Source organism: Arcicella aurantiaca (assembly GCF_003148625.1).
GTDB classification, from domain to species: Bacteria; Bacteroidota; Bacteroidia; order Cytophagales; family Spirosomataceae; genus Arcicella; species Arcicella aurantiaca.
On the sequence record NZ_QGGO01000008.1, the window covers coordinates 161,351 to 177,369 of the forward strand.

Annotated in this window: 18 protein-coding genes; all 18 read right to left on the reverse strand. The window is 38.1% G+C overall.

The features are described 5' to 3' along the window. Nucleotide 1 precedes the first annotated feature (1 nt). The 18 genes from LV89_RS09855 to LV89_RS09950 all read right to left on the reverse strand — a co-directional run bounded on the left by LV89_RS09855 (nt 2) and on the right by LV89_RS09950 (nt 15,935). Nucleotides 2-649, reverse strand: coding sequence for a DNA/RNA non-specific endonuclease (locus LV89_RS09855; protein WP_109742720.1), 648 nt, complete (start codon nt 647-649; stop codon nt 2-4). A 31-nt stretch (nt 650-680) separates the two neighbouring features. After that, the gene (locus LV89_RS09860) at nt 681-1,547 is read right to left on the reverse strand and encodes a patatin-like phospholipase family protein (RefSeq protein WP_158279557.1); all 867 of its coding nucleotides are present in this window, start codon (nt 1,545-1,547) and stop codon (nt 681-683) included. Then, entirely contained in the window at nt 1,547-2,029 is a 483-nt protein-coding gene (locus LV89_RS09865) for a hypothetical protein (protein ID WP_146199123.1), read from the reverse strand. The genes LV89_RS09860 and LV89_RS09865 overlap by 1 nt, the downstream gene beginning before the upstream one ends. 3 nt (nt 2,030-2,032) lie before the next feature. Beyond that, nucleotides 2,033-2,629, reverse strand: coding sequence for a hypothetical protein (locus LV89_RS09870; RefSeq protein ID WP_146199124.1), 597 nt, complete (start codon nt 2,627-2,629; stop codon nt 2,033-2,035). After that, the gene (locus tag LV89_RS09875) at nt 2,629-3,135 is read right to left on the reverse strand and encodes a hypothetical protein (RefSeq protein WP_109742724.1); all 507 of its coding nucleotides are present in this window, start codon (nt 3,133-3,135) and stop codon (nt 2,629-2,631) included. The genes LV89_RS09870 and LV89_RS09875 overlap by 1 nt, the downstream gene beginning before the upstream one ends. A 57-nt stretch (nt 3,136-3,192) precedes the next feature. Further along, nucleotides 3,193-5,073: a hypothetical protein gene (locus LV89_RS09880; protein ID WP_109742725.1), complete on the reverse strand. Its 1,881-nt coding sequence runs from the start codon at nt 5,071-5,073 to the stop codon at nt 3,193-3,195. Then, nucleotides 5,073-6,227: a hypothetical protein gene (locus LV89_RS09885; RefSeq protein ID WP_109742726.1), complete on the reverse strand. Its 1,155-nt coding sequence runs from the start codon at nt 6,225-6,227 to the stop codon at nt 5,073-5,075. Before LV89_RS09885 ends, LV89_RS09880 begins: the two co-directional genes overlap by 1 nt. Next, a complete protein-coding gene (locus LV89_RS09890; protein WP_109742727.1) occupies nt 6,208-9,723 on the reverse strand; it encodes a phage tail tape measure protein in 3,516 nt (1,171 codons plus the stop codon). Before LV89_RS09890 ends, LV89_RS09885 begins: the two co-directional genes overlap by 20 nt. Nucleotides 9,724-9,732: 9 nt before the next feature. After that, nucleotides 9,733-10,113 (reverse strand): hypothetical protein, encoded by a 381-nt coding sequence (locus LV89_RS09895; protein WP_109742728.1) that lies wholly within the window; start codon nt 10,111-10,113, stop codon nt 9,733-9,735. Next, complete coding sequence (locus LV89_RS09900) at nt 10,114-10,302, reverse strand: hypothetical protein (RefSeq protein WP_109742729.1); 189 nt, start codon at nt 10,300-10,302, stop codon at nt 10,114-10,116. It abuts the gene before it with no gap. 321 nt (nt 10,303-10,623) lie between these two features. After that, nucleotides 10,624-11,007, reverse strand: coding sequence for a hypothetical protein (locus LV89_RS09910; protein ID WP_146199125.1), 384 nt, complete (start codon nt 11,005-11,007; stop codon nt 10,624-10,626). Nucleotides 11,008-11,124: 117 nt separating this feature from the next. Beyond that, nucleotides 11,125-11,670 (reverse strand): glycoside hydrolase family 19 protein, encoded by a 546-nt coding sequence (locus LV89_RS09920; protein WP_109742733.1) that lies wholly within the window; start codon nt 11,668-11,670, stop codon nt 11,125-11,127. Beyond that, a complete protein-coding gene (locus LV89_RS09925; RefSeq protein ID WP_109742734.1) occupies nt 11,667-12,182 on the reverse strand; it encodes a hypothetical protein in 516 nt (171 codons plus the stop codon). Before LV89_RS09925 ends, LV89_RS09920 begins: the two co-directional genes overlap by 4 nt. Then, the gene (locus LV89_RS09930; RefSeq protein ID WP_109742735.1) at nt 12,179-12,916 is read right to left on the reverse strand and encodes a hypothetical protein; all 738 of its coding nucleotides are present in this window, start codon (nt 12,914-12,916) and stop codon (nt 12,179-12,181) included. Before LV89_RS09930 ends, LV89_RS09925 begins: the two co-directional genes overlap by 4 nt. Further along, complete coding sequence (locus tag LV89_RS09935) at nt 12,906-13,274, reverse strand: hypothetical protein (RefSeq protein ID WP_109742736.1); 369 nt, start codon at nt 13,272-13,274, stop codon at nt 12,906-12,908. The genes LV89_RS09930 and LV89_RS09935 overlap by 11 nt, the downstream gene beginning before the upstream one ends. Nucleotides 13,275-13,276: 2 nt before the next feature. Beyond that, a complete protein-coding gene (locus LV89_RS09940) occupies nt 13,277-14,188 on the reverse strand; it encodes a DUF6712 family protein (RefSeq protein WP_109742737.1) in 912 nt (303 codons plus the stop codon). Beyond that, entirely contained in the window at nt 14,185-15,552 is a 1,368-nt protein-coding gene (locus tag LV89_RS09945; protein WP_109742738.1) for a hypothetical protein, read from the reverse strand. The genes LV89_RS09940 and LV89_RS09945 overlap by 4 nt, the downstream gene beginning before the upstream one ends. Next, nucleotides 15,552-15,935, reverse strand: a complete 384-nt coding sequence (locus LV89_RS09950) for a hypothetical protein (RefSeq protein WP_109742739.1) — start codon at nt 15,933-15,935, stop codon at nt 15,552-15,554. Before LV89_RS09950 ends, LV89_RS09945 begins: the two co-directional genes overlap by 1 nt. Nucleotides 15,936-16,019 lie beyond the last annotated feature (84 nt).

Genomic DNA, 16,019 nt, shown 5'->3' on the forward strand with positions numbered 1-16,019 from the left:
ATTAGAATTGATAACCTGTTTTAGACTGTATGTAACTCAGCTCTACAATTTTTGCGGTAACTGTCTTATCGTCATTCTTGAATAGCAAGCAAAGCGGTTGTGTACCATGCCCAAATATTACCTTCCAATAGAATTCTGGAATGTTTACATTTTGTTGACTGAGTGTGCCAATCTTACCAAGTCCACCTGCATAGATGGTTAGATTTTCATTGTTCAACGCCCACAGTTGGCACAAATCCTCATATTTTTTCCAAATTCCTCGGTTAAGATTTGGGGTTTGAGGCACGGCGTTAGTCATCACGTAGGTTTCTTTATTTAGCAGGACTGTTGACGTGCGAGCTTGCGAATTACATAAGTGACCTCTGTCGTAGTGGGTGTTACTATAGAAACTTCGATTAACCCGCTTGAAGTTTGCACCTAAGCTAATATCCGTATAGAAAACGCCTGGATATTTCTCGACTCCTATATCAGTCTTTTTTAAAGTCCAGCCAACCCAATTGGCATGACCTAAAATGTTGTTGTAGCTAATTATATAGCCTTTTTTGGGCAAATAGTAATTGTTTTTGTCTTTGCTTGTGGCATTAGAAATGTTTTTTACTTGTGAAAACGTCTGAACAGAAATAAGTAAAAGGATAAGTAATTTTTTCATTAATTGTAGATACTGTTTTGTTTATGGGTGTTTACTGTTTAGGAGTTAAAGGATTAAAAAACATTTGATTGGCATTGTCAATTCGTAATTTTCTTAGATTCTCATCCTCGAAATTCAATGAATCTTCGTCCAAATCAGTTTGATAAATAACAGAGGGAACAAATCTGAAAGGGTCTTTATTGATTTCCTTAAAGCGTTCCATGTCTTTGGCGAAGCTCTCGCCCACAGCCAAATCAATGGTGCGAAGCAACATTTGCTCCATTGTGAAATCACCTTTATGCACCGTAGGATTTACGGGCGACGAGTTGATGATTATAACTTGGTCGGGTCTGTGTTGCAACACAGACTTGATAGGCGAAACGGTGATGATACCGCCATCTGAGGCGTTGGTAAACTCTTCAAAATGGGTTGAGAATCGCTGAGGTTTCCAGATTACGGGTTGAGAACACGATGCCATGATGGCACGAATGTAGTTTTCATCAGTGTCAAAATCATACTGTGTGCAAGTGCGGTATTTTCCGCTATTCATGTCCACAAAACCGATGTGGAATACAATTCCTTTATCTTTTGCCTTCTGAAGTGAGATGTATTTGCTTAACAATGCGTGCAATGGCTCAATATCTAACACATAGTTTTTACCCAGTATGCGGTTTTTGACGATGTTGAAAGTCGAAATTTTACCCTTGTAAACGTCGTTATTTCGCAAGGTGGGGAATACCTTAATGATAGTGTCTATATCGCCCTGGGCAATCATTGCTCCGATTATTGACCCAACACTTACTCCAGAAATAAACTTTATGGTTTTGAAATCAAAACCATAGTCACGCATCCTTTTCAAGATTTGGACAGCGAACAAGCCCCTTGCACCGCCGCCCGAAAGAACAAGTCCTTTTCTCATTAGTTTGGGCTGGGATATATTGGGCATGGCATACCAATTAATTGAAAATATTTGCACTGAAACTGAATCTTGTCGAGTAATACTTTCTTAGCAGTATTCAGTCTTTTTTGCATAGAATCAATCATCATTTGGTCAGATTGAAACGTAGATGACGAATAATCTTTTTCGGGTGTCCATTCCAAAATTGAGCCTCGAAACTCTTTTTGTTCGATAAAATCAACGACTTTCTTCGGTAGATTTCTGAAAGACATCGTTAACAAATTTGGATTATCAACAAAAGCTTTGATTTCGGCAACACGATTGAACGTTGCGGCACTTGTAGAATCAGGCTTTGACTGATAATAATTGATGATGCCATCTATTAGCATTGTGGCTTGTGATTTCGTCAAATCGGGCATATCTAAAAAGACAGCGTGTTGCTCTTGTGCATAAGAGCAGAGACTAACAAGAGCTAATAAGCTCGCAAAAATTAGATTTTTCATGATTTATTGTTTTGTATAATTGATTGTGATTTCAGCACGCTGACCGTAATGACCAGTAGTGAGAGCTGGGCGATAAGCCGTGAGCGTGTGGGTAGTAGGATTGAGATATACAGGCGGACCAATTGGAATTACGTTCCGTTCTTCGTTGCCGTTGGCATCGAAATTGACGTCAACCATTTGGTAATAATAGAGATAGTCAACACCTGACACTAACTGTATTGATGGACTTGCCCAGGTAAGGTAAATCTTTTGTGTATAGATTGTTTTGCCCTTCCACGTGTAGTTTGTAGCGGTTTCCAGCTCACTGGAGAACTCTTTGTAGAGCTCTATCGGCGTTGAGGTTTTGACCATAATTTTACGGTCGGGAGTAAGTACCAAATTATTTTGTACTCGCTCAATCATTAGAGCTACGAGGGTATCGGTCGTAAGGTCATAGCCGTATTTGGGTTCTTCGCAGGTTGGGCATTTCTTTTGTGCCGTGCGATAAGCAAAACGATATACGGCATTATTGACATTTTGACGAGACAATACTTGTCTATTGGTCTGCGAAAAAGCACTGCCCATACTAAGGAGCAAGCATAGAAAAAGAAAATTTCTCATTAGTTGAAAATTTTGATTGATACGTTGATTGTTACTTGAGTAGTAGAGCAATTGACAATGATTGCTCCGTCTTGATTGGTCTGAGCATCGACGGTGTTGGTCTTACTGCAGTTATAAGATAGTACAGACACACAGGCATCTACGCCCAACGTGTCGGTTTCCCAAATCGTAAATTCGTAGTCGCCTTCTGCGGCGTTGACAAGTTGTTCAGAATCGGTAACCCAATCGTAGAATAAGAACATCGTATTAGTAGTGTCCTTTTTTAGCCACAAACCATTTCGGACACCCTCAGTACCGTGCACGACGTTGGCATCAAAAACAGCCACTGGAAGTATCGAACCTGACTGTTTGTGTACGCCGATAGCACGAAAATTTAGATTTCTAATATCGAAAGGAACAGGTGCAACAGGATTTGTAACATCAAAAAACTGAAATTCTTGAATAATAGTTGAACCCGAAATAATTTTGAAATTGAGCTTTACAGGACTTCTATCAATTGTTGCCATCGTATTTTTTTTCTACGAAGGAACTGCCATAGGAATTTTCAAAAAAGGACGTTAAAACTATCCTATGTATCTACGAAGCTTTAGTTCAACGACATATTTATTTATGTCTGACCTTATTTTTACTGATATTGAGCTGGCTAACCAAAAAACGTCGTAGGCGAGTATTTTGCGTAGAAACGAAAATTCTACGAGTTCTTGAAGGGTAAGTTTTGCCGAAATTTCAAAATAGAGTGTATTATCATTAAAGTCTTGTTTAGCCTTATTGAAGGTCTTATAAATACCTGTTGCTTTTTCGAGGTCGAAAGACAAGGTATTTGTTTCAATTTTTCCTTTGTTTTCGTCCCAAAACAAAAACCGCAATGGAGAGGTATTTTTGTCTTGAGCAAATAGCGGTGAAATTGATTGAGCTTCAATTTGGGGGCGATTTGCGTTTTTGGTCAATCCCGGTATTTGTAAGGGCAAGTCTTCGAAATCGTCCTTATTGGCTTCAACGACAGCATCGCTCGGAATAGGATTGTATGGCGCCGTGTTTTCCTTGGCAAGAGCATCACCCGAAATATTCCATTTCAATTGCTGTTTTTTAGCTTTTCGATATTGTATTTTTCTCGTATAAGAACTTCTACCTGTTAGGTCAAGATAATCCACTTTCAAAATATTGGTATTGAAACGACTTAATTCTACGGTTTTTACGAACAAATTAAAGTGCAGCACTAAACCAAATTGGTCGATAAGATACTGGAGATAATCCCCAAACTTAACATCTGGCAAATGATTGGCGTAAGTGATGGTATTATTGTAGATATTAACAGGATATTTGAGACCGTCGAGCATTTTGTCAAGCGTGTACAAATTGAAAATCAATATCTTTTTCACGTCCACATTTTGCAAAAAATCCCCTACGACGGTGTAACCCACAAGGCTAAAAATCTTCCTGAGTACAAATTCTAAATACAACATTGGCACTAAGGAATACTTTGTTTTTTCGGTAATGACGTTGGCATTTCTTAATATTTTCCCTGCATCTGTTTTGTTAATTGTTCCGTTGAACACGTCTTCGGAATAATGTTTTGTGTTGTCAATTTCGGGCAATTGGTATGGTTTTGTCCATGTGGCTTTTAGGGAATTGTCCAGATAATCCGTAATGGTTGATACCGTCGAGGGATTAAGAATGAAAGTGGCTGTTTGGGTTATGCCTGCATTGCCGTCACGAAACGAGAATTTGACCGTAAATGTGTCTGTACTTATGCCCGTAGAAACGGCTAAGAATTGCTTATTCGAGAATAATACTTCATTGTTTTGCTGTGTGGTATTGTAAGCCGCTAAAAATTCTACAAAAAGTGGAATATTAGAGGTATCCGTAGGGGTAACTCCTAACTGAGCGGTTTGCTTTTCAGATAGTAGCACTGTGCCTTTATAAATCTGGAGCGTGGTTGGTCGAAAAATTCGCTTAATACATTCAAGCATAGTAATACCAACGGTAAGATTGCGACCCAATGAATTATCATAGACCACACCCACACTTGAATTACCATCAACTTTATAGAGTGTTGCATTAAGGTTTTGAGTTGGTATAACGTCTTTACCGATGTCAAACTTATTCAACGATTTTTGCCAAAAAGCTTGAGCAATATTTCCCGGTGTTACGGTAAGGGTTGCGGTAATAATATTTTCGTCGGCATAGTCGAGAGCAAGCACTCCTTCAAATAGCTGAAGGGATACTTCAAACAACAATACTTTGTAGGAAATTGTGGCCACACGGTTGACGTTCACCAAATTTGGATAATCCAATTTTGCCAAAATGGTTGGCGATGACGCAAATGTGAACGGATATGACCAGTCTCCAGAGAGCGGATTGAATACTGGAGACGACAAAGTATGTTCTATCTCGACGTCGGTAAGATAGACTTGAAAATTAAGGTCTATGAAGTGTAGATACATTAGTATTGTGTCTTTTGGGCAATTTCAAATTCTAATATAGTTTGCTCATTTGGATTGAAAGAATCAGTCTCAAGGCTTTGCATAACACTTTTAAGACGGACGGTTTCGGTGTCATCAACATAAAAAATATCTTTGGATGTACATAAATCCTCTGATAAATACGATAGCCAACCTTGCGACAATACACCCGTAGGAATTGCAAGCTTAGTGGACAATTGAACAGAATTGTCAATTGTTTCGAGATTTTCATTGGCAAAAACCTCTCGGCTGTATTCGGTAGTGGTGGTGATGCCTTCGGAAATTCTGAAGGTATCCCACACGCCAAAAAGGTTTTTGAAGTAGATGGTTCGCTCTGGTAAATCTGTTATGGATTCGTCGAGATAGAAAAAAAAGCTTTCTGAAAATTGTTCACCTAATACTCCAGCTTCGTTGACATTATACAGCGTGATGGAATAATGTGAAAAGTCTGGAGGAACAATATCTCGTAGTTTAGGAAGCGATACATTAAGTTGATAGACATCGTTTTGCTTGAGTTCGTGAATTTCTGAATACTTGACAGAGCTGATTGATGAAAAATCAGCATCGAAAAAGTCAGCTACGACGGCGACGCCTTCAGGACAAGGGTCAAGGTTGAACAGAAAATACAGAAATGAATGAGAACTTTCGGATATAATTCTGTAACGTGGACCTCCTTGCAAAAACATAATTCCGTTATTTCCTAAGCGATTTTTAAGAGCATTTTGTCCATCAGCATTCCATTTTTTACGGGCTATTTTGGCATTAATAGCCGTAAAGGTTTCCGATTTGGTAATGACATCTTGAGAAACAATTTTGCTTTGAATTTGATAATCTAACGAAAAATTAACTAATTTTTGAGCGGTGAAACTTAAAAGGCTCGGACGTGCTACGCTCTGAAAATGCGGGTTATCTTGTAAAATAGCCTGCAAATTGAAGTTGTAAGTATTGTTACGATTAATGGTAATGAGCGGAGCATTAGCATTAATCGGCAAATCAAAGTCTCCACCTGCTACGGACTGAATATAAATAACAGCTTGACGAAGCGTAATAGCAGGTTCATTTTGTACTGCGAGCGGATACAAAAGTGGATTTCTTGCACTCAATATTGGTGTTAAATTACTTGTTGATGTTGCCATTTTGATTTGCGGATGCACGTTTACGGGTATCCTGATTAATAGTTAACAATTCGTTGAAATCATCAGCGTGCTTGTGGGTGAACATTACATAAGACTGTATGCCTGTTTCTAAGTTATCGTTAAGACGGTTAATTGCTTGTAATAATAGTCCGTCCATCGCATCAGCGACGTGCTGATTTTGTGGAGCTGTATTTGTAGAAGCCATGAAACTTGGTGCAGCACTCGTAAAATCCCCTCTTTTGAATTGTGGCACTTGCATTTGTGCTGCTAAATTCTTGAGGTCAGGAAATACAGTTTGACCCGTGTTCATTTTGCGAAGTATCGGCAAAATGTACGGGAACTCAGGTGCATTGACACCTGTATTATTCGTGATAAATTCAGGGCCTTCTTCGTTGACAATTGCCCATTTGGCGGTGGACGTTGGCAATTTGCTGAATTTGTCGGGGCTTTTATTGTCAGTAAATCCACCTTTTGCATAAGCATCAAAATTGGGTGGCTCTTGAGATAAAGCGACCGCTAATTGTGCTGCACCTGTAACACCCGAAATGATAGACAAAGGGATATTAGGCAAAGAAGCAACTACGGCTCTGGCGGTTTCAATAACTATTTGAGCAATACGAGCTTGCTTGTCTGCCTCCCAAGCTTTTTTCTTGATTTCAGCAGATTTTTTATTATGCTCAAGTTCAATGGCTGCTTTTTGGTCTTGATACTCTTGCTCACTAATAACGCCTTGAGATTTCTGAGACTCAAGGTTCTGGATTTTTTTCTGGTATCGCTTATCCTCCTGAATCTGCTCGTTTTCAATTCCTGCTCTTTGCATATTGAAAAACTCACCTACAAGATTGCCTGTGATGCCAATACCTTTTTGGATGTTGGCATATACCTTTTGCTGTTTTTGCTCTAAATCTGCCTTAATTTTAGCGTCTTTGGCTTTCTGCTTTTCGGACTTGTCAACGGCTAAATCGTCATATTTTTGAGCGATTAAGGCTTTATCGTCCAGATATTTTCGTTCGATTTCGAGTTTTTGCGAAGCGTTAGCAGTAAGTAAAGCAAGTTCATAATCAAGCTTGAGAATGAATAATTCGATAGATTCTGCACGTGCTAAATCTTCATTTTTCTGTGCATTTTTGAGAGCCTTATTTTGGGTATTAATCTCCCCTTTTAGCTTCTTTTCGGTATATTCAAGATTGACTTTTTGAGCGGCTTCTAATGCCTTTTTGTTGGCATCAGCATCGTTATCAGCTAATTCTTTGTCAAGAACTCGATTGCGTTCAATTATCCAGGAGTCGAAAGTTGCTTGAGATAATTCTTTGGCATCAACGAGTTTTTGTTCTGCATCAACTTCCTGACGATACTCAAGGCGAATTTGAGCTTCTTTTTTGTCGTTTTCGTTGGCAATTTGCTCAACACGAAGTTTCAAAATCTTGGCATTGGCATTGGCTTCTGCTTGTACTTTTTTTTCTGCTAACTTTTCGGCATCGGTTTTCCCTTTGTTTCCCTTATCTTTTTGGGCATCCTCTTGCTCTTTTCTTAATTGACCTTCTTTAATTTTCGCAACGATTTTTTTATTATTATCGGCATTCTTGATAAGACGTTGGCTTTCTTCTTTAGCAAATTTCAGTTTGGCTAAAGCTTGGTTTTTAAGGTCTGCTAATTCTTGTAAGTTCCTTTCAGCATCTTTCTTTTGAGCGACACTGTAATATGATTTATCTTTCTCCTTAAAAAAGGCATCATTATAAGCTTTATTAGCGGCTAAAGCTTGCTCACGTGAAACACGTACAGTTTCTTTAGAAGCATTTATTTTTTTATCATCAATGGTTTTTCCTTTTGCATTTTGAAGCCAATAATTATTTGAATCTGTTACATCTTTACCTGCCGTCGTATTCCATTTTTCTCTCTTTTGTGCATTAGCAGATATTATTTTATCTTTTTCTGCTCCTTTTGAATCGTACTTAAATGCAATCGGTATCATCCCTCCTGAATAAACCATTGTTGTATTTCTCATTTTATCTGAAATCCAATCCAATGCTGATGTTGAAGATTGCAAAAACTTTCTCCAAAATCCATCAGAACTACTTCCCATCGAATGCCACATATTAGACCACGATGTAGAAAACTTGTCTAAATCTCCATTAAGGTTATTTAGTTGTTTATCCATCTGGTCAGTAGCTTCGGAAGTATTTGTAACTTCTTTTGTAAGTTTTGCTACTTCTTTACGCATATCAACCAAGGTCATAGCGGCTACTACTGATTCTTGACCAAAAAGCTTAACAATTTCAGCAGGAGACAGTTTTGCTAAATTATCCAAAGCAGTATTTAATCCTACGACCGCAGGGTTCAACTCGTCAGTTCCTGTAAGTAATCGAGAGAAAATATTTCTTAGATTTGTTCCTGCTTCAGAGCCTTTTATCATTTTTGATGACAAAGCTTGAACGAGAGCATTTGACTCTTCAAATGAAATATTTGAAGTATTTAGTATTGCTCCTGATTCCTTAAAAGCTGCTGCTGTTTCATTGATTTCTGACGAGCCTGCTTTTGCTCCTGCAGCCATTACATTAATGTAACGGGTAGATTGGAATGCACTTTCTCCGAATTGGTTTAAAGCTCCAGTAACTGCTTTTGCGGAATCTTCAATTGAGAGCATTCCACCTGAAGCTTTAGAAAGTGTAATAATATCTTTCGTTACAGAAACAAGTGCCTCTTTTTGTTTTAGAAGTTCAGGTTTTAATGACCCAACAATCGTAATAGTATTTACAACTTCTACTGAAGATGCTGAAAATGCTTTCCCCATCGCTCGTGCTGCATCAGCATAGAACTCTAAATCCTTCGCATCTTTTACGGGGTCTAACCCAGTGATTGCCGAAAGATTACCCATTGCTTTTGCGAATTGAGCTTTCTTCTTAATCATGTTTTCGACAGTCCCGAAAACTCCCGCAAGTGCTTCTTGAGCAGCTACAACAACACCACCTGCAACACCGCCAATAAGAGCGGGCATCAATCCACCTTTAAGTTGCTGACTTAGTGATTTTTCACCCGCAATATCGTCTTTTCGTTTGAATCTTTCTTCCTGGGCATTTCGGAGATTTTTAAGGGCTATTTCATATTCCTCTGTTCCTCTGATTGCTCCGTCAAGAGCTCTTTTTTGCTCGGTATAATAACGGTTAAGTTCCTTGTTTGTAAGACCTGCGACCCCTAACTCCTTAACCTGACGCTCGATTGAAACGGTGTAATTATCGGATGTTTTTTTGAGGTCACGGTATGCCTTATCAGCCTTATAATAGTTATCATAAGCCTTTTTCCAAGCCTCATTGTTTTCGTTTCTATCGGTTTTCTTGAACTTTTCGAGGGCTTTTGATGCCTTGTCAACTTCTTTTCGAGTTTTGTCGATTTTGGGTTGAAGGTCTGAAAATTCATGCTGAAGACGAGCGATTTCCCTAACTGCTTTTTGAGTAGTTACGTCTATCTCTAATTGTATTTTTTTTTCCTTGAAAGCCATTGGTGTAGATTATAGTTTGTTTGGGAAATCTTGGATAGCCTGTTCAATGAGAGTCGATGTAACAACTTCCTGAAGACGAGCGATGCGTTTGAAAAGTGGCTTATTCCAGACTGGCTTTTTCACTCTTGCTTTGCCTGTACTGATAGAATTCATAGGTACGCCTTTACGCCATCCACGACCAGCACCCATATCGACAAAGCGAAGGGCATCACGTGCGGAAATGGTAATGCGTAGGGTATTAAGCCCTGACTGGAGGACTTCTATAAGAATGTTTTTTTCGTCAGGTTCTGAAATCTTAACGCCTTGACGGTCGATGGCTTTTCCAATTATTTTTTCAGTTGATGTAGCCCATTCTCGTAGATATGCTAATATTTCGGGTGTGTAGTCCAATTAATTGAAAAATTTTTTCTTAATGAAATTGAAGCACCAACCACCTGCTGCACCTACAATACCAAGCAAGAAGCTTTTACCAAGGTCACCAAAGGTTAAGCTACCCAACACGACTATTTTGCAAAAAACAGTAAATGAACCTCCTGCTAAAGCAGATTTGAGGTCTGAATATTGATGATGATTATTCATTAGTAGTAGGTGTATTTAGAGGGTTTTGGATGTATAGACCAGTGGTGTACATTACCTCTAACTTTGCGATTCCTGCACGGAGCGACATTATAAAAATAGCGAGGTATGGTGAGTGGTCCATAATTTGGACGGTTGCAAGGACGTCGAGCATTGAACCAAGGACAAAAATCCAACCCATGATGGATTTTGGAGTTTTTGAGAAGAATTTGATATAAGCCATTTTCAGAAATAGCACACTTAGCCGTAACTAAGTGTGCAGAATTAAGGGTGTAGAACTATTTGTCTTAAAATTACAGGTGTAGTTTTTGGTAAAAAAGGACGTTATAATAATAGAAGTAGCAAGAGTATATTGAATGCTACAGAGCCTCCTAACTTTTGATTTTTATGCTTTATTTTTTTTTTTTGGTATCTTATGAGACCTTCATAATCATAAAGCTTGACTCTCAATTTAAAAAGTGTATCAACATACATTAGATTATCACTTTCATACAGACGAGTCAAATTTTGATAATGACCTTGCATTTGCTTGTACAGGTCAAGTTGATATTCACAGTTTTTCCCTTTTTCGATTAATACGGCTGCCGAATCTAATTTGGAGCAACGTACTTTCATTTCACAGTTATCAGAAGCTTGAGCGTTGCCAATATTCGGAACGCTTAGCAGAATCGTTGGGGTAAGGAGGGCGAGAAATAGAATCTTTTTCATTTTGTAATTTGGTTTGAACTTTGTTAAGGGAATCAATTTTGATTTGTAGGTCAGTTTTTTTGACTTCAGTTTTTTGCTTACAACCTACTAATAAGCATAGGAATAGGGTTAATTTCTTCATGACAGTATCTTTTTAGCACGTTCAAAATATCTACTTCTGGATTCTAAACCATTGTAACCGCCGTTGATAATCTTAGTCGTTTTCGCACAATTGTAATAAATTTCTGGGTTGTACAATCCTTTTTCTTCCCAGAAGAAAATGATGGTTAAGAATGAAAGACATAGGTCATCACCAACTGCTTCTGGAGTTTGTTCGAAGTCAAAACCTGAATACAGATTATATTTATGAAGCCATTTGGTAAATGCAATGTAATTATCTCGACCTGTCAATTGGATATACCCACGACCTTTATATTTTTTTCCATCACCTACATTGGTATTTCCTAAATCTTTTCTGCCTTCATAAGCAGAACCACTCGCTATTTCACGGGTGTAAGTAAGTTCAGCAGACTCATGGGCGACCTGAGCAAGCATTTGAGCAATTGCAACCTTATTAATAATTTGGTGCAAACTTTGGAAATGCTGAAACATTGAACAGAACGAATGCAACCTTGTTGGCTTTGCATTTGGCATTATTTTGCTTAGTTCTTCTACGAAAATCATGGTTGTACTGTAAATAAAGTGTGATTTTCTCCCGATGACACTGGAGACGTAATTGTTAATTCTACTCTGTAACCGTACAATGAAGCTTTGCCACCTGCAGTATTATTTCCTCGAACGGTATCTGACAGTTTTACGCCACCATTAAATGGTGCAAGGTTCTCGAAATAATAAGCTTTCATTTCGTTGATAATATCCATTGAAATGACTTGAGCAATGGTTTGGGCTGTCTTTTGAGCAACAAAATCTTTGGCTTCTGCGTATTGGCAAATCTCAAAATTGACAGTTATGGAGTTTCTGGTTTGTGGACCTGAGTCAACTGTTGTGTTCTCAAATTCCTGGCAATATATAATAAGGCAAGGTTGGGTAATTTTGAGAACTCCTCCAGCTCCTATTTGCGTGACGATTTCCTCCCCATAAGCACTAAAACGGTAATTGGTTTCGTCGTTATGCAGTATTTGTGGGTGTTTTTCTGCACAAAGCTTGAGAAACGATATGTATTGTTGTTCTGTCATTTTGTGGTATTATTTTGGAGTGCATCAGCGGATTTAATGGCTTCATTGATATACTTGAGAACGTACCGAACATTGAGATTATCGACGGTTTCATAAAACTGTGGTTTCTCGGCGACTGCATTTAGAATATTTTCCCAAACTTCAACGTAGGTCAATTGTTCCTTTGTTTTGATAGCCTTTTTAGGATTGAAAACTTCTGGAAATTCGAGTGTTAATTGTTCTCGGTTAGAGCTGTAATAGTGAAATATGACAAGCTTATATTTTTTGATTCGAGCCTTAAAAAACTTCACATCGTACAGAGCAGAAATAAATTCATCGGAAATATTAAGTTGACCCGTTGCTTTAAGCTCTTCGATAATCTTATAATACTCAGCATCGACGGTACGAAATTGATTGAAGGTCATGTTCTGGAGAAAATCACCTGCAGACTTTTCAAAAGGGAACATTGAAATCTTTTGCGTATAAAGCAGGATATTTTCATCAATGAGCTGCACTATATCAGCAACCTCGTATTTCATTTCACTAACATCATAAATATGCTTGTAAAAAAAACTCGAGATAAAAATCTTAACTCTCTGAAAAACAGACGATGTTCCTTCTAACAGTGTTAGAAAAATCTGTATCTGTCTGTCTTCTTTCTCAAGCTCAAGGTCTATAATCTCAAGTATTTTTTTGACTTGAGTAAGACTACATTCGTCGAGACTTTCAGGGATATTTTGAAGCTTAATTTTCATGAGCCGTTTCTTTTGCCATTTCAGTTAAGTTTGTAACACCAAATTTTTTACCAGTGCCTCTACCTTTTAAAATCACTTGATTTGCGGTTGGCGTTGGAAAAAAAACAAAGGTCAAAACTTCATTAACAACCTGTGGTGTAAGCGTTCCCAACCAATTGCCTTCATACTGAATATGAGTATTATTGGGGTTTTGAGCAGAAGGAAACTTCTTAATTTTTCGTATTTCTGAACGGGTTGGCACACGTCCAAACAGGCTTGGGAAAACAGTATTTTTGACAAAATGATTTTCACGACGAACGATAGCTCCAACTATCTTTTTCGCCTCTTCCTTAAATATTTCGTGGATTTCTGCGGTCATGATTAAAAATTAAAAACGGTGGATAATTTTGAGTTTTGATATGGTGTTACGTCCTCAATTTCGACTATGGTATTATCTTCAATAATTTTCTCAAGTAGATTTATCGCCGACTGAGCAATGCTTGCTTTCTGCTTTTCTATTCTTTCTAACATTGCCATCACTGCATTAGCGAAGCCTTTTTGACGGTTAGACGATGTATTATTAATACTGACAATAGTATCATAACCGTAGGTATTGGCTAAATCCCAAACACCTAATGAATAGGCATAATTTGCAAAAGCTGTCTTGAGTAAATTTTCTGACTGAAGCAACAGTGCATCGGATAAATTGAGGGCATCTAACTTTTGTGCGATAGAAGAAATATACAGCATTTCAGTCTGGAGCATTGAAGACTGAAGACAAAGCATGACACCACGAGAATTACGGATATTACAGAACCCATTGAATTCTGAGGTGGTTTTAATTCGGAATGAATTGAAAACCTGGTACTCTTGAGTAGCTACCCAATTCGCAAAATCTCCTAAATGCCCCTCAAGATACTTGAGCAAATCGTCGAGGTTTCGATGACCTGCTTTTATTCGAGATTCACGAGCGGTATCTAATACTTCCAAGCGAATTGGCTTTTGTTCCTCAGTGTTATGTTCCCATGCTCCTGTGTTAGAAGCATTAACAGGAAGCATATCGTAGAATGATTCAGCTGCAAAATTTATTACTGCAGATTTGAGCAAATCATCAATTGCTACAACAGGTGTGGTCATTAATGTGTCCGTAAATGCCTCACTAAGTGCGGGATAAATGTAATTACGTAGAGCATCTTTCAGGTGTATTTCTACGTTTTTGACGGTAAAAGTCTTATCTGTTCTAAGATATTTTGAAATATCCTCGTCGGTAAAATATGTATTCAGCTGTATCATTTTTTGATTTGTAAATCCCGCTGAGCAGGTGGAACATTGGCAAGGGTTTGCATTACTGGCAATTCATAAGTGAAAGTCATGGAAGAATCCCAACCGTTGAAATCACGAATAAAATTCAAATCCTCGACGGATAATTGTCTTAAATATTCTGAGGTAATCATCAAAATATTCATGGATTGAGACTTTCCAGAGCCGCCTTGAGTATTTTGGTCTGGAACGCTGCCGAATGATGAAACATCGAGACCTTGAGCCAACATAATTTCTTTTCGAGCTGTGTCTGCAGGTTCTTTTAATGAGCCTGTGATGGTATTTTGAGGTTGAGTGACAAGCTCCCATGCTTCTTGAAAGTCCTTGAAATTTGATGTTTTCCCTTTGACTTCAGACTGTAAATCAAGGTTAAGCTGAGTAATGACATCAGCAATCATTGTTTTACCTGCGTTCAACGAGCCACCAACCATATCAGAAAACTCTTTGATTGTTTCCTCTCGCTTTTGTTTGCGTTTATCGGCTTTCCAAGAATCCCAGTCTTTACCGTATTTTGCTCTCCAGTACCAATCTTTTATTTTGATGATGTAATTCACAATAGCTTGATTTTGAATTACTGCCATAATGAAACGAGGTTCATTATTAGAGATTTCAAGCCAACCACTTTCCAAAATTGTTTGCCACTCCGTAGATGGGTAATACTCTTCTTCGCAAGCTCCTTTGATAATGTACAGATATTTTTCACCCTCCTTATAGAGTAATTTCAAATTATTGATGGCATCAAAATCGGGTTCAATAAGACTGAATGTAAGCGTCGTTTCATCCTCAATCTTTTTCCCTTTTTCCCACTGAGCGTTCAGGTATCCATACTCTTTGACACCAGATTCGTTCTGTAAATTGTAGCGAAAACGTTGTGTTTGATGTGTTTTCAGTCCTACGATTTTTCCGTTCTCAAATAGAAATTGCGTTGGCGACAACAGGAATGTTCTAAGGTCACGGAGTTTTTGCATTTGGTAAGAATGTAATTTTGTATTTCGGAGTAGAAAGGCATTCCATTCTGGAAATTCAAAATCTTGTAATATAAAAGCATTCGTAAGCGGGTCTAATACTTTTTTCTTAACTCGAAGTCCTGACGCATAGATAGAATTAACGATTTGTCGAGACGTCCAACTAAGGGTATTATTTTTCTTCATCATCTCAAGAGCATCTTGAGGAAATGTATTACTGTCGCCCCAAGGAGCTAATTCGCCAAATGATTTTGCCTCCTGAATGAACTCAGGATTTGAAGCAGTAACAATTTTTGTTGCCGACTCAAATTGAAATAAGGTATGCGTATTATGAACATACGCATAGTTTTCGGTGATGATAGGTGTATTCATTAATAGACGATTCGCTTAAATTTGTCTTGTGTAGATTGCTTAAAATGGGTGATATATCTAATGTTTGCGTTACGGATTGAATCATCTTTTTCGCAATAAAAACGCCTTACTCGCTCTGCCAATTTGGGTGCAATTTTGGGGATGTATGGTGTAACTGAAATGTTATCAAATACATCTAACTTGACCTCTTTTATCCTGGCATTTCGGTACTGAATTACATCGGATAATATCACAATTTCACCACCTTCATTTTTGGAATAATTGCAGGTGATGGCGATTAGGTCGAACGGTACGGGATTGTTTGAAATATCGTGTAAATCAATAAGCCGTACTAACTCCTTAATCGTAATAGTATTGATGGTGTCGAACTGAATAATTTGCATGATGACAAATATTACAATTCAGAAATTTGGAAAAAAGGACGTAAGAGGAATGATGTTGGATAGGGATTCAGAGGCATTTTTGAG

Bases quoted from the DNA above. Each gene is read 5' to 3' on its own strand.
- LV89_RS09855 (WP_109742720.1), bottom strand. From the start codon at position 649: ATGAAAAAATTACTTATCCTTTTACTTATTTCTGTTCAGACGTTTTCA.
- LV89_RS09860 (WP_158279557.1), bottom strand. From the start codon at position 1,547: ATGAGAAAAGGACTTGTTCTTTCGGGCGGCGGTGCAAGGGGCTTGTTC.
- LV89_RS09865 (WP_146199123.1), bottom strand. From the start codon at position 2,029: ATGAAAAATCTAATTTTTGCGAGCTTATTAGCTCTTGTTAGTCTCTGC.
- LV89_RS09870 (WP_146199124.1), bottom strand. From the start codon at position 2,629: ATGAGAAATTTTCTTTTTCTATGCTTGCTCCTTAGTATGGGCAGTGCT.
- LV89_RS09875 (WP_109742724.1), bottom strand. From the start codon at position 3,135: ATGGCAACAATTGATAGAAGTCCTGTAAAGCTCAATTTCAAAATTATT.
- LV89_RS09880 (WP_109742725.1), bottom strand. From the start codon at position 5,073: ATGTATCTACACTTCATAGACCTTAATTTTCAAGTCTATCTTACCGAC.
- LV89_RS09885 (WP_109742726.1), bottom strand. From the start codon at position 6,227: ATGGCAACATCAACAAGTAATTTAACACCAATATTGAGTGCAAGAAAT.
- LV89_RS09890 (WP_109742727.1), bottom strand. From the start codon at position 9,723: ATGGCTTTCAAGGAAAAAAAAATACAATTAGAGATAGACGTAACTACT.
- LV89_RS09900 (WP_109742729.1), bottom strand. From the start codon at position 10,302: ATGAATAATCATCATCAATATTCAGACCTCAAATCTGCTTTAGCAGGA.
- LV89_RS09910 (WP_146199125.1), bottom strand. From the start codon at position 11,007: ATGAAAAAGATTCTATTTCTCGCCCTCCTTACCCCAACGATTCTGCTA.
- LV89_RS09920 (WP_109742733.1), bottom strand. From the start codon at position 11,670: ATGATTTTCGTAGAAGAACTAAGCAAAATAATGCCAAATGCAAAGCCA.
- LV89_RS09925 (WP_109742734.1), bottom strand. From the start codon at position 12,182: ATGACAGAACAACAATACATATCGTTTCTCAAGCTTTGTGCAGAAAAA.
- LV89_RS09930 (WP_109742735.1), bottom strand. From the start codon at position 12,916: ATGAAAATTAAGCTTCAAAATATCCCTGAAAGTCTCGACGAATGTAGT.
- LV89_RS09935 (WP_109742736.1), bottom strand. From the start codon at position 13,274: ATGACCGCAGAAATCCACGAAATATTTAAGGAAGAGGCGAAAAAGATA.
- LV89_RS09940 (WP_109742737.1), bottom strand. From the start codon at position 14,188: ATGATACAGCTGAATACATATTTTACCGACGAGGATATTTCAAAATAT.
- LV89_RS09945 (WP_109742738.1), bottom strand. From the start codon at position 15,552: ATGAATACACCTATCATCACCGAAAACTATGCGTATGTTCATAATACG.
- LV89_RS09950 (WP_109742739.1), bottom strand. From the start codon at position 15,935: ATGCAAATTATTCAGTTCGACACCATCAATACTATTACGATTAAGGAG.